Origin of the sequence: Pseudomonas sp., from assembly GCF_050739935.1 — a bacterium.
Classification (GTDB): Bacteria; Pseudomonadota; Gammaproteobacteria; order Pseudomonadales; family Pseudomonadaceae; genus Aquipseudomonas.
Window position 1 is genome coordinate 62,777 of sequence record NZ_JBOICF010000124.1, and the last position, 12,971, is coordinate 75,747.

Annotated in this window: 12 protein-coding genes and 1 pseudogene; 7 read left to right on the forward strand and 6 right to left on the reverse strand. The window is 60.1% G+C overall.

Going from position 1 to position 12,971, the window contains the following annotated elements; genetic code table 11:
* Positions 1–10: 10 nt before the first annotated feature.
* The 4 genes from yedA to ACRER8_RS24995 all read right to left on the reverse strand — a co-directional run bounded on the left by yedA (position 11) and on the right by ACRER8_RS24995 (position 3,482).
* Positions 11–910, reverse strand: a complete 900-nt coding sequence (yedA, locus tag ACRER8_RS24980) for a drug/metabolite exporter YedA (RefSeq protein ID WP_431748846.1) — start codon at positions 908–910, stop codon at positions 11–13.
* A gap of 151 nt (positions 911–1,061) precedes the next feature.
* A complete protein-coding gene (locus tag ACRER8_RS24985) occupies positions 1,062–1,676 on the reverse strand; it encodes a 3'-5' exonuclease (RefSeq protein WP_431748847.1) in 615 nt (204 codons plus the stop codon).
* A gap of 143 nt (positions 1,677–1,819) precedes the next feature.
* Entirely contained in the window at positions 1,820–2,299 is a 480-nt protein-coding gene (locus ACRER8_RS24990; RefSeq protein WP_431748848.1) for an NYN domain-containing protein, read from the reverse strand.
* A gap of 373 nt (positions 2,300–2,672) precedes the next feature.
* Positions 2,673–3,482, reverse strand: a complete 810-nt coding sequence (locus ACRER8_RS24995; RefSeq protein ID WP_431748849.1) for a DUF2076 domain-containing protein — start codon at positions 3,480–3,482, stop codon at positions 2,673–2,675.
* A gap of 189 nt (positions 3,483–3,671) precedes the next feature.
* On the opposite strand from ACRER8_RS24995, the gene ACRER8_RS25000 reads away from it, so the two are divergent.
* A complete protein-coding gene (locus tag ACRER8_RS25000) occupies positions 3,672–4,334 on the forward strand; it encodes a YciC family protein (RefSeq protein WP_431748850.1) in 663 nt (220 codons plus the stop codon).
* 9 nt (positions 4,335–4,343) lie between these two features.
* Positions 4,344–5,438 carry an endonuclease/exonuclease/phosphatase family protein gene (locus tag ACRER8_RS25005; RefSeq protein ID WP_431748851.1) on the forward strand — a complete coding sequence of 365 codons (1,095 nt, stop codon included), beginning with the start codon at positions 4,344–4,346 and terminating at the stop codon, positions 5,436–5,438.
* A gap of 220 nt (positions 5,439–5,658) precedes the next feature.
* On the opposite strand, the gene hrpB is transcribed toward ACRER8_RS25005, so the two are convergent.
* Positions 5,659–8,190, reverse strand: coding sequence for an ATP-dependent helicase HrpB (gene hrpB / locus ACRER8_RS25010; RefSeq protein ID WP_431748852.1), 2,532 nt, complete (start codon positions 8,188–8,190; stop codon positions 5,659–5,661).
* Between the two features lie 142 nt (positions 8,191–8,332).
* Here hrpB and ACRER8_RS25015 point away from each other — a divergent pair, with 142 nt between their 5' ends.
* Both ACRER8_RS25015 and ACRER8_RS25020 read left to right on the forward strand, forming a co-directional pair.
* Positions 8,333–8,758 carry a polyribonucleotide nucleotidyltransferase gene (locus ACRER8_RS25015; protein WP_431748853.1) on the forward strand — a complete coding sequence of 142 codons (426 nt, stop codon included), beginning with the start codon at positions 8,333–8,335 and terminating at the stop codon, positions 8,756–8,758.
* 30 nt (positions 8,759–8,788) lie between these two features.
* Entirely contained in the window at positions 8,789–9,694 is a 906-nt protein-coding gene (locus tag ACRER8_RS25020; RefSeq protein WP_431748854.1) for a cation diffusion facilitator family transporter, read from the forward strand.
* A 153-nt stretch (positions 9,695–9,847) separates the two neighbouring features.
* Here the strand turns inward: ACRER8_RS25020 and ACRER8_RS25025 are convergent, their stop codons facing one another.
* Complete coding sequence (locus tag ACRER8_RS25025; protein WP_431748855.1) at positions 9,848–10,987, reverse strand: DUF6515 family protein; 1,140 nt, start codon at positions 10,985–10,987, stop codon at positions 9,848–9,850.
* Positions 10,988–11,474: 487 nt separating this feature from the next.
* Between ACRER8_RS25025 and ACRER8_RS25030 the strand changes: the two genes are divergently transcribed.
* The 3 genes and pseudogenes from ACRER8_RS25030 to ACRER8_RS25040 all read left to right on the forward strand — a co-directional run.
* Complete coding sequence (locus tag ACRER8_RS25030) at positions 11,475–11,954, forward strand: Lrp/AsnC family transcriptional regulator (protein ID WP_110947881.1); 480 nt, start codon at positions 11,475–11,477, stop codon at positions 11,952–11,954.
* Positions 11,955–12,006: 52 nt separating this feature from the next.
* Positions 12,007–12,213 carry a DUF2788 domain-containing protein gene (locus ACRER8_RS25035; RefSeq protein WP_431748856.1) on the forward strand — a complete coding sequence of 69 codons (207 nt, stop codon included), beginning with the start codon at positions 12,007–12,009 and terminating at the stop codon, positions 12,211–12,213.
* Between the two features lie 422 nt (positions 12,214–12,635).
* Positions 12,636–12,749, forward strand: a pseudogene (locus tag ACRER8_RS25040) (DUF2788 domain-containing protein); the annotation flags it as partial.
* Between the last annotated feature and the right edge of the window lie 222 nt (positions 12,750–12,971).

Here is a 12,971-nt window from a genome sequence, read left to right on the forward strand (position 1 = left end):
GGCGCGCAGTTTACCCTTTCTGCACCGGTTTCTGCTTGCGCCACTGCGGCAGGCCGATCAGCACCACCGCGCTGATGATCACCGCCATCGCCGCTGCTTCCGCCGAGCCAATGTGTTCACCGGCGAAGAGCACGCCCAGCATCACCGCCACCGCGGGGTTGACGTAGGCATAGCTGGTGGCAGCTGCGGGTCGCACGTTTTTCAGCAGGTACATATAGGAGCTGAACGCGACGATGGAGCCGAACACCACCAGATAGGCCATGACCAGCCAGCCGGAAAGACCCGGCGAGTGTGTCATGCGCTCGCCACTGACATAACTGCCGATCAGCATCATCGTCCCGGCCACCAGCATTTCGCAGGCGCTGGCCATGGGTCCGGCAGGCAACGGCAGATAGCGGCTCCATACCGAGCCGAAGGCCCAGGCTGCGGCGGCAAATATCACCATTGCCGCGCCCAAAGGGCTGGCCTGCAGGTTCGACCCCAGATTGAGCAGCGCAATGCCGATCAGACCGAGCACGATCCCCGCCCATTCCAGGCGAGTGTTGCGATGCCCCCAGATCAGCCCGAACAGCAGAGTGAACAGCGGGACCACCGCCACCGCCAGCGCAGCGACACCTGAGGCAACGCCTGCATGTTCGGCCAGGGTCACTGCCCCGTTACCACAGGCCAACAGCAGAAAACCGATCATTCCCGCCGCTTTCCATTGCTTCCAGCTGGGCATGGGCGCCCCGCGAAAACGCATGAACGCGAACAGAATCGCCCCGGCGATGGTGAAGCGAACGCCCGCCATCATCAGCGGCGGCCAGGTTTCTACTCCGATGCGAATAGCCAGGTAAGTCGAACCCCAGATCACGTAAAGCGCGAAAAAGGCTCCGATGAGCAGCAAGGGAAAGCGGCGAGAAGCAGGCATGACAGGCTCGACTTTTGTTTTGCGGTTGGTCCCGTGGTGGGGTCGGCAACCAGATTTTGGAGCGCTATTTTAGGAAAGCCGGGGCGACAGGATTAGTAACAACTGAGGATTATTCGACCCGTACACTTTTTGCGACGAGCCAGATAGCGTTTCAAATCCCGCGATGCTTGCTGATGGCCTCGGCGATTTTCTTCGCTGGGACCTTCTGCAATGTGCAGAGCAATTGGTGGGAAACACCGGGAATACCATGGGTGTTGCGCAACTCATGGCTCAAATGCACCGTGAGGTTGGCGGCCATTTCGGCGTCGGCCATCGCCCGGTGAGCCTTGCCCGTATGCGGCAGCCCTGCCCAGGAAGTCAGTGTGCCGAGCTTGTGATTCGGTGCACTGGGCATCAGGCGTCGCGCCAGCAGCATCGAACAGGCGAAACTCTGCTCGCGATTACGTTTGATGCGGGACAACTCGTAATCCCAGAACTTCTGGTCGAAAGACGCGTTATGCGCCACCAGTGGAGTCAAACCGACGAACTCTGCGACTTCGTTCATCACCCGCTCGGCCGGCGGCGCGGTTCGAAGCATGCTGTTGCTGATGCCAGTCAGCGATTCGATGAACGATGGAATGCGTACTCCTGCATTCATCAGGCTCTGATATCGCTCGACGATAACGCCCTGCTCCATGATCACCACGGCAATTTCGGTAGCGCGGCAGCCGCTGCCTGGAGAGATGCCGGTGGTTTCGAAGTCGATGACGGCGATGCGTTCGTGCATGGAAAAACCTTTAGCGATGAAAGTTTTCTGCGGGAGTGAGCTTGCTCACGAAGGGGCCAGTACATCCACAGCAGAAGCTGGTTCTGGAGGTCAGCCTTTGAGCAAACTCACTCCCGCAGAGGTTGCACTGACTCAGAAGGATCTCAGTTTTTGAGCAACAACCCGCCCTCGATCGGCACGTACCGACTGGCAGCGCGAATCAGGGAGTTGGCCGTCAGCCCCGGCACGCCGTAGGCTACCGCCTCGACACCGTGCTTGCTGATGATGCGTTCGAGCAGCAGATCGAAATCGCCGTCCCCCGACGCCAGCACGACTTCATCGACGTTGGGCGCGACATCCATGATGTCTATGGTGATGCCCACGTCCCAGTCGCCCTTGGCCGAGCCATCGCTGCGCTGAATGTAGGGTTTGAGTTTGACGGTGAAACCGAGGTTGCGCAGGATCTGCTGGAACTGCTGCTGTTTGCTGTCGCCACGGTCGATGGCATAGGCGTACGCTTCGACGATCTGCCCGCGCTGACTGATGTCTGCCCACAAAGCGGCATAGTTGAAGTGACAACCATGAGCCTGACGCACGGTGTAATACAGGTTCTGTACGTCGGCGAACACCGCGATTCTTCTCACCAGGACTCCTCGATGCGCTGACAAGCGACGATGGCCCGAAAACCGGGCCGGCGCTCAGTATGCCAGTTTGGGGAGGGGATTGAAGAGAAGCGTTGGATTTGTGCAGCGGTACGCCATTCGCCGGACATCAGCTATCTATGGCAGCACGGCTTGCCGGCTCATACAAGCGCCACGTACTTGTAGGAGCCGGCTTGCTGGCGAACCGGCTGTGTCAGGCACTGTAAATTTGACCGAGATACTGCATTCGCCAGCAAGCCCGCTCCTACAGAGTCAGGCGATGCCTGGAAGAACGCCAACGCTGGCAAGCCGTGCTACCGGGCCAAGCGCCCGGCGAATCTATCACCGCATCAAGCGCCTGGCAGATTAGGCGGCGTCAGACGAAAGAATCGTCATCATCGCCGCCAAACATGCCGCTGTCATCGCTGCCGTAATCGGTATCGGCAAAGCCACCGGCATCATTGCCCCAGCCATCATTGCTGGTCACGCGCTGCTGATCATCGCCCCAGCCGCCGTTGCTGCCGAAGTCACTGTCGCTGGCAGGCTGCGACGGCTGCGCCGGTTGCTGCTCGATGATCTCGACGATTTCCTGCGGCTGGCTGTTGTGGTGGAACAGGCTGCTGATGCCTTCGGCCAGCATCACGCCACCAGCCACACCGGCCGCGGTTCTCAGCGCACCGCCCAAAAAACCGCTGCCGATCGGGGCTGCGGGCGCCTGCTGTGGCGGCGGGGCATAGTTGCCTTGCTGCGGCGAGTTGTAGGGCGGTGGGCTGGCAGGCCCGTTGTCACGCCAGCCACCGGCGGAAGGTTGCGGGCTGGCGGGACGGGAAAAGGACGACGCTGGCTGCTGGGCCTGTGGCTCGCGCGAGCCGCCGCCGAAGATGCTCGACAGGAACCCACCACCGCCTTGTGGCTGAGAGGGCTGCGCCTGAGCCCTGACGCGCTGAAGCTCGGCCTGCAACTGTTGAATCTGCTCGTCGCGCTGGCGGCTCTGGGCTTCCAGTTGTTTGATCGCGACCTCCTGAACCAGGATCGCCTGCGCCATGTAATAAGGCGCGGCGGGTTGCCGGGTCTGATGCTCCTTGATCAGCGCCTCGGCCTGCGCATCTCTAGGGGCCGAATCGGTCTCCGCTTGCTTGAGTTTGGTAAACAAGCCGTCGATCAGGGTTTGCTCTTCGCTGTTCATGGCGACCTCGTTAGATTGCCGTAGGAATTCTGTGACTGACCGGTGTCAGACACGGACAGTAATGGGGCGTTTCAAGGACGTTTCAATAGGATGTAGAAAAAGTTAGGTACGCCTGCCGCGCTGCATCCGATTGGCCCGCTAGACGGCTCTACGTTAAAGTGTCGACCTGCTTCTGCCTGTGATCCTTTCATGAATCCGCTGACGATCATCCAAGACTCGCTGTACTTTTTCCGGCGCAATTTCGCCAGCATTCTTACGCTGTGCCTGCCGCTGGTGATCCTCGAAGCCTTGACCAAGCAAATGCTGGCCAGCGCATCGGGACCGGACGGCTCGGCGAGCTGGCAACTTCTTGTCGGCCTGCTGTTTTACCCGCTCTACACCGGCGCGCTGATTCTGTTCCTGAGCGCCAAGACCCGAGGCGAGATGCCCGCCAAACGCGATCTGCTGGCTGCGACCCTGCGCATGTGGCCGACATTCGCCGTGCTGACGGCTCTGAGCACTTTGCTGATCATGGCCGGGCTGTCGCTGTTCATCGTCCCTGGCGTGTGGGTGATGATCAAGCTGGTGTTCTCCGAGTACCTGCTGGTGTTGCGGGGGCTGGGGCCGCTGGACGCGATGCGCGAAAGTTTTCGCATGACCCAGGGGCATCTGGTGCGAATCCTGACGTGCGTGCTGTTCGTCTACATTCCCCTCTCGGTGCTCGAAGGCCTGAGCTACTACGTGCTGCCCGATCAGCAAAGTCCGGTGTTGTCGCTGGCGGTGGACAGCATTTCCAGTTTTCTGCAGCTGTTCATCAGCGTGGTGATGTTCCGTCTGTTCATGCTGATCGACGAGCCTGCACGACCGGCTTGAGGAGCGCCGATGCATCGTTCACTGCGCTACCTCATCGCTCTCGCACTGCTGATCGCGCTGACTGCCGGGCTGATTTACGACGTCACCTGGCATCCGGCCAGGCATGAACCAATGCCGCTGACCTGCAAAGCCAAGGACGCCACGCCGCCTCTTCTGGTGCCCGGTCAGGCGCTGAAAGTCATGACCTGGAACATTCAGTACCTGGCGGGCAAGCGCTATGTGTTCTGGTACGACATGGCCGACGGCAGCGGGCCGGACGAACGCCCCACTCCTGAAGACATCGCCTATAACCTCGATGAAGTTGCGCGGGTGATCCGCGACGAGCAGCCGGACATCGTGCTGTTGCAGGAAGTGGACGACGGCGCCAAGAACACCGACTACACCAATCAACTGGCGCTACTGCAGGAACGGGTGACTGACCTCTATCCCTGCAGCACAGAAGCGTTCTACTGGAAGGCGGATTTTGTACCCGATCGGCACATCTACGGCAGCGTCGGCACCAAGCTGGCGACGTTGAGTCGCTATCGGCTGGATAAAGCCGAGCGCCTGCAACTGCCATCCCCGGATGGCAATCTAATCGGCCGCCAATTCGAGCCCAAACGCGCGTTGCTGGTGAGTTATCTGCCGCTGCGCGACGGTGGGCATCTGGCGGTGGTGAACACGCATTTGGGGAATTTTCGTCCCGGCGAAGATACCTTGCAGCGTCAGGTGGCGGCGACGACACAACTGCTGGACGCCTTCGAGCAAAGCGGGACGCCGTGGATCAGCGGAGGCGATTTCAATCTGCTGCCTCAGGGCCAATACGAGCGCCTGCCTACCGAACAACGTAAGCAATACGCCTCTGAAAGCGAGCTGCACGCTCTGTGGGAAAAATACCCGATGATTCCCAGCAATGACGACGTCAATGGTGAAGATCGTCGCAAGTGGTACACCCGCTTTCCCAATGACCCACGAGTAAACGGCCCGGATCGCACGCTGGATTATCTGTTCTATAGCCCGAGGTTGAAGCGGATCGATGCGCAGGTTCGACAGGAAGATACGTTGCTGATTTCAGATCATTTGCCGGTGATTGGGCGGTTTTTGTTGCCGGGTGTCGCGCAATAACGGTTCCCACGATCCAATGTGCTTTTGATTCTGGCTGCAGGCCGTAGGAGCAAGCTTGCTCGCGATCGGCTGCGCAGCAGTCGTAAATCTTGCCGACACGGTACACCTGACACATCGCATCAATCGGAGGCGCTACCGCTGCGCGCCAGATCGCAGGCGAGCCATTTCCTACGGCCTGCGGCCAGACTCAAAAGCTCCAGTCCTGCAGCACCACCCAAGATTATTTTCTCGGTTTTACCCGCGCCGTCGGTTCTGCAATCAGTGGGTCATCCGGCCAGTAGTGTTTCGGGTAGCGCCCCTTCAAGTCCTTTTTCACCTCGGCGTAGGTGCTGCGCCAGAAATTGCCCAGATCCTGGGTCACCTGCACCGGTCGACGCGCCGGAGACAATAGATGCAGCTTGACGATCTGCCTGCCGTTCGCGATGCGTGGCGTATCGGACAAGCCGAACAGCTCCTGCAGACGAACCGCCAGAATCGGCGGGTATTCGCTGTAATCCAGACGCACCGAAGACCCCGACGGCACGCTCAAGTGATGTGGCGCCTGTTCATCCAGCCGTTGCGGCAGCGGCCAGGGCAGCAGGTTGTGCAGGATTGAAGACAGATCCAGATTGCCGAAGTGACTCAGCCGCGTGACCTTGCCCAGATATGGCATCAACCAATGTTCAAGCCCCGCCAACAAAGCGTCATTGCTGACATCCGGCCATTCGCTCCTGTCCTGCTTCTGCAGATCCAAGTGACGCAACAGCCCGACCCGCGCCTGCCACTGCCGCAACTCCGGCGTCCAGGGCAGCAGCTCCAGCCCTTTGCGCCGCACCAGCGTCAGCAACGCCTGACTGCGAGCAGAGTCATCCAGGCCGGTGAGCGGCTCACGACTGATGATCAGCTCGCCCGCCTTACGCTGACGTTCGGCGCGAAACACGCCCTCGCGCTCGTCCCAATCCAGTTGATCGAACTTCGTGACCTGCTCGGCGAGCACCGAATCGAACAATGCGGGATCGAACTCGGCTGCCAGGTAAATGCGCTCTTCGCGCTGACCCTGGCGGCTTCCCAGATCTGCCACGACCAGCCACGATTCCTTCATCAGCGCATCCACCTCGGCGAACAATGCCGCGCGACCGTTGGCCAGTCGATATTCGGCGCCACCCGCCTTGCGTTGTTGGGCCACACGATCGGGGTACGCCAATGCCAGCAAGGCGCCGAGCCAGCGTGGATGATCGGGATCGGCAACCGGCGTTTTCGATGATCCTCTCAGATAGCCGAGATATTGCCGGGCCAGCAGTTTGGCTCGCTGGACCCCGCCTTGAACACCACGGGCTGCGCGTTCGGTTCCGGCCAACAACGTCAGACGACTGTGCAGATCGGCGCCCGCACCGCGCAATATGTCACGCTCGCCCAGCAATGCCGCGACATCACAGGCGAGGGCGCCAAGCCCCAGTTCCTGACCGCGCAACAGCAGATGGGCGATGCGCGGATGGGCGGGCACTTCTGCCATCGCCTGCCCGTGGGGCGTGAGCTTCCAGTCCTCGCCCGGCTTGCGGGTTAGCGCACCGAGTCGAGCGAGCAGGTCCTGCGCCTGTGCGTAAGCCGCAGCAGGCGGGGCGTCCAGCCAGACCAGTTGCGCAGGCTCAACGCCCCACCGCGCCAGCTGCAACGCCAGCCCCGCGAGGTCGGCCTGCAGGATTTCTGCCGTGCCATGAACTGCAAGCTGGTCATGCTGCGCTTCGGACCACAGGCGATAACATACGCCGGGCTCCAGACGCCCTGCCCGACCGGCGCGCTGTGTCGCGCTGGCGCGGGAAATGCGCTGAGTGTCGAGCCGCGTCATGCCGCTGCCCGGATCGAAACGCGGCACCCGCGCCAAGCCGGCGTCGATCACCACCCGTACACCATTGATGGTCAGGCTGGTCTCGGCAATGTTGGTCGCCAGGACCACTTTACGCTTGTCCTCGGGCGCCGGTTCGATGGCCGCGCGCTGGGCACTCAAATCCAGCTCACCATGCAGCGGACACAGCATCACATCACTGCGTTCGCCCAAGGCCTCGGCCAGCTGTTGGTTGACCCGACGAATCTCCGCCTGCCCCGGCAGAAACACCAGCAGGCTTCCGGCCTCGTTGCCCAACGCATCGAGCACCGTCTGCACCACACGCGGTTCGATGAACTCACCCGGCTGAAACGGCCGCCCCCAGTGCATGGACACGGGGAACATGCGCCCTTCACTGCTGATCACCGGCGCATCATTGAGCAGACTCGACAACCGCTCGCCTTCCAGCGTCGCCGACATCAGCAGGATCTTCAGCGGCTGCTCGTCCCGAAACAGCGCCCGCCCGTTGAGACTCAACGCCAGCGCCAGATCGGCATCGAGACTGCGCTCATGGTATTCATCGAAGATCAGCAAACCGATGCCTTCCAGCGACGGATCTTCCTGCAAGCGGCGGGTGAGAACCCCTTCGGTGACCACTTCGATACGGGTATTAGGACCGACCTTGCTCTCCAGACGGATCCGGTAGCCGACTGTTTCCCCGACCTTCTCGCCCAGCTCCGAAGCCAACCGCTCGGCAGCAGCCCGCGCCGCCAACCGCCTGGGTTCGAGCATGAGAATGCTCTGCCCGGCCAGCCACGACTCGTGCAACAGCGCCAGCGGCACCCGGGTGGTCTTGCCCGCACCGGGAGGCGCTTCGAGCACCGCTTCATCACGATCGACAAGGGCCTTGCGCAACGCAGGCAGGACGGCATCAATGGGTAGAGAAATCATGAGGGCTCCAAAACGGACCGACGATTATACGGGCTCGGCTCCACCTTTGTTCGCCACGACACAGAACCGCCGATGTCGTTGGATAGTCTTATTGATTAGGCATTTGCCTTGTATAGTTGCGACTTCCTCTGAGGAGATTTCCATGCGTATTCCTTCCCGTTTGATCGGCAGTGCTCTGGTCGTCAGCCTGTTGGCCCAGCTGACTGCCTGCGGCAGTATTTTCTATCCTGAACGTCGTGGTCAGATCCAGGGCAGTGGCCGGATGGACCCGGCGATCGTAGTGCTCGACGCCGTCGGCCTGCTGTTCTATATCATCCCCGGCGTGATCGCCTTCGCTGTCGACTTCGCCACCGGTGCGATCTATCTGCCTTCCGGCAAGCAGGCACAGATCGACCCGCAGAAGCTGCAACCTGCCGTGAAGGCTGACGGCACTGTGGATAACGCCAAGTTGCAAGCCATTATTCAGATTGAGCTGGGGCGCACTCTGCCGCTGGACGATCCACGTCTGATTCAGCACAAAGGCAGCGCACAGCAGCTGGCTTCGCTGGGCCTGGTGCCATCCGCTTGATGTTTCGATGTTCTGATTGAAGGAAGCGCCATGAGCAGCAGCCCTGAACATGCCCGGTTATTGCGTCTGGCGACGCGGGCATCGCTGGCCGTCGCCAGTACTCTGATCATCGCCAAGGCCGTGGCCTGGTGGTTGAGCGGCTCGGTCAGTCTGCTGGCGGGTCTGACCGATTCGCTGCTCGATGGCGCGGCGTCGTTCCTCAATCTGCTGGCGGTGCATTACGCGCTGCGCCCTGCCGATGAAGATCACCGGTACGGCCACGGCAAGGCTGAGGCGTTGTCAGGCATGGCTCAGTCGTTGTTCATCGCGGTCAGTGCATTTCTGATCGGCTATCAGGCCATTGAACGCATCCAGCATCCGCAGCCCTTGGGCGCTCCGGGGCTGGGCCTGCTGGTGATGCTGCTGTCGATTGGCCTGACCGTCGCGCTCCTGACGTTGCAGCATAAGGTAGTGAAAGAAACCGGTTCGGCGGCGATTCGCGCTGACTCGCTGCACTACCGTTCCGACCTGCTGCTCAATGTCAGCATCATGGTGGCGCTGGGGTTGGCGTATTACGGGTATGAACAGCTGGACGCATATTTCGGTCTGGCGATTGCGTTCTACATTCTCTGGAGCGCGATTTCGATTGCGCGGGAAACGGTATCGGTGTTGATGGATGCCGAGCTTGAGCCCGGTGTCAGCGCTCGCATGCTGGAACTGGCGCAGAACGTACCCGGCGTACTCGGCGCCCATGACCTGCGCACGCGCATCTCGGGCAATCACTGGTTCGTGCAACTGCATCTGGAGCTGCCCGGCGCGCTGACGCTGTCGGTCGCACACGATCTGTGCGAGCAGGTCGAGCGGGCGATCATCGCTGAATATCCCAAGGCCGAAGTGCTGGTACACGCCGACCCTCAGGAAGTGATGCAGCGGGTTGACGGATCGGTGTTGAATTGAGCCTGACGAACGATTGATTCAAGGTCGATGAGTTCTCCTGTGGGAGCGAATTCATTCGCGAGAGGCCAGCACATCCGACAGGTTAGTGTCGCCGGTTACCTCTTTCGCGAATAAATTCGCTCCCACAGATAGGCATCATCGGTTGCTCGATCTTCACTGCTGAACGCTATACCCCCGCCCCGCATAACACCCGGCCATGGCCTGACGATAAATCACTACCACTTCAGGCGCAGGCTGGTAGGTCGCGGCCGCTGGATCGAAGTTGCTCTGCTGCACGGCATAGCGATAGCAGTCGTAACGATCCTGTTCGACCTGCTGCTGCGTCTGGCCGTTGGCTGGGTACGCAATCACGTCGTAAGGATCGGCGGGCTCCTGGATCTGCTGCGGCGAATACACCGGTTCTACTCCCTGTGGAGGTTCGGCCACGACGTATTCCTGGGTGCTCTGCTCGTAGGTGTAATAGGTGCCAGCCGCGAGGAAGAAAAGTGCGCTACCCAGCCAGACCTGCTGCGCGTAATCCGGCAGATAACGCACGCGTACTCCACGCGGCGGGGCGACGACCACATAGCGCGGGCCTTGCGGGCGATACCAGTAGCCGCCTGAATAGAAATAATCGTTGCCGTGATAAGGCACGCGGGAATAGCCGCCAGGCATGCGATCGATTTCGTAGCCTGGACGGTAACGTGGCCCACCGCCCCAGCCATCGCCATGACCACCCGGCCGACCGTTATCCGGGCGATGATCGCCACCACGCCATGGGTTGTTGTCACGGGGCTGATCGCGATAGAAACCCTGACGCGGTTCTTGGGTCTGGACCACTGTGTCGGGGCGGCGCTGGATCGGCAGATTGCTCTGGCGATCCTGCAACTGACGCTGCTGCAGTTGTTGTTGTTGTTGCTGTTGCTGTTGCTGTTGCTGTTGCTGCTGGCGTTGTTGTTGCTGAAGCTGATTACGCTCGCGCTCCTGCTGCTGGCGCTGCTGATCGGCCCGATGTTGCTGATTCTGCTGGATCTGGCGCTGCTGGTTGAGTTGTTCCTGTTGGCGCTGCTGCTGATATTGCTGTTGTTGTTGCTGACGCTGCTGCTGATTGCGTTGCTGATCCTGATTGAAGCTGCGTTGCTGGTTCTGTTGTTGCTGGCGCTGCAGTTCGAAGCCACGCTGCTGTTGCTGGCGTTGCTCATTGTGCTGTTGCTGTTGCTGTTGTTGTCGATTGTTATCGTCGGCCAACACCTGAGCACTGATGCTCAAGGCCAGAAGACTGACACCTGCCATACGCCAGATGCGCGTTCTCATGCTTTCCTCACTGCGGCGCGGATACCTGTTGATAGGACTGCGTTCCGGATGCGCCGTTCGCCGCACTCTATCAGCGAGGGTCATGTCGCGAAACCGTCATGGCCTCCATCTTTTAAGCCCTGCTACAGGAGCGCGCGCGGCTTGCGCAAATGCGCGAAAAAAATCGCAGGCACAAAAAAAGAGGGCTCGTTGGCCCTCTCTCGAATACTTCGTCCTGGCTCGACGCTTTTGACGCCGGCTCACCTCGCATCGTCTTCTGGACATTGCGTAGCCCGGTGGCCTGGTCAACCCTGTCGGGCTGGAGACCGCGGCTGGCCTGATTCGGCGGGCCGCGCTGGACGCTATGTCCGGGCAGTGATTCTGGTTAAAAGAATAGGCTCGGGCGCGCGACACAGGATTGCGAATATTGCTGATGAAAACACCACTTGCGCAATTTTTCCCTTGGGATGAATAATTCGGCGCAATCGATCTAATAAAGGTACCAGTCGTGAGCAAGCTCGATAGATATGACCTGAGTATTTTGGCCGAACTGCAACGTGACGCGCGCATTTCCAATCAGGAACTGGCCGAGCGTATCGGGCTGTCGCCATCGCCTTGCTCGCGGCGGGTCAAACAGCTGGAAGATGACGGCTATATCGTTCGCCAGGTCGCGCTGCTGGATCGCAAGAAGCTGGGGCTGAGCCTGACGGCATATGTGCTGATCGGCATGGACCGGCACACGCCCGATCGCTTCGAGAACTTCGAGCAGCAGATCCGCAACCTGCCACAGGTTCTCGAATGCAGCTTGGTCACGGGGGTCGATGCCGACTATCAACTGAAAGTCGTGGTGCCGGACATGGACCACTATCAGAAATTCCTGCTCGGCCACCTGACCCGTATCGATGGCGTCACCAGCGTGCGCTCGAGCTTCGTGCTCAATCAGGTACTGGCCAGCACCGAACTACCGCTGGTTCACCTGCGCAGCTGACATCACCACAGCGTTCTACACTGGCAAACCCGCCGATTTACAGGAGATGAGCATGGAGCCCGAGGCATTCGAAGAATGGATGATGACCATTCTGGTGACTGTGTTGATCGGTTTCATGGGGTTCATCGTCTGGGACCTGGCGAAGAAATCCAAGGCCGGACGATTTGGCACGATGATTCTGTTCGGGGTACTGGGGCTAGGGGTTTTGGCTTTTGTGATCAAGACAGTGGTGATTGCGTATCTTGAGCAGCACAAATAGGCGACCTAAACACACTACCTTGCAGGAGCCGGCTTGCTGGCTCCTACAAGGTAATCGGGATGCGGCCAACGCCGTCGTAACCTCCGACCTCTTCTACCAGTTCTGCAGAGTGCCGGGATTTGGCGTACAGCCGCGGTCTATTGCAGGAGCCGGCTTGGCAAACCGGTGGATCAGACACATGAAGGTCGACTGATGCATGATCCCCTGTGGGAGCGAATTCATTCGCGAGACGCGGGTACATTCGGCACAAATGCGTCGTCCATGCCGACGTCTCGCGAATGAATTCGCTCCCAAAGGTCTTGGCTCTGTCGCAATACCGGGTTATCACCGTGGTCCAAGAGCCGGCCTGCTGGCGACGTGGCGGGCAGTTGATATTTGCGTGTCTGACACAGTGCCTTCGCCAGCAAGCCGGCTCCTACAATAAATCCCAGGCCGGACGGTTTGGCACGATGATTCTGTTCGGAGTACTGGGACTGGGGGTTTTGGCTTTTGTGATCAAGAGCGTGGTGATTGCGTATCTAGAGCAGCACAAATAGGTGACCTAAACATACTACCTTGCAGGAGCCAGCTTGCTGGCGAAGGCGGTGGGTCAGTTGCAGACAGGTTGACTGATACGCAGCCTTCGCCAGCAAGCCGGCTCCTACAAGGTAATCGGGATGCGGCCAACGCCGTCGTAACCTCCGACCTCTTCTACCAGTTCTGCAGAGTGCCGGGATTTGGCGTACAGCCGCGGTCTATTGCAGGAGCCGGCTTGGCAA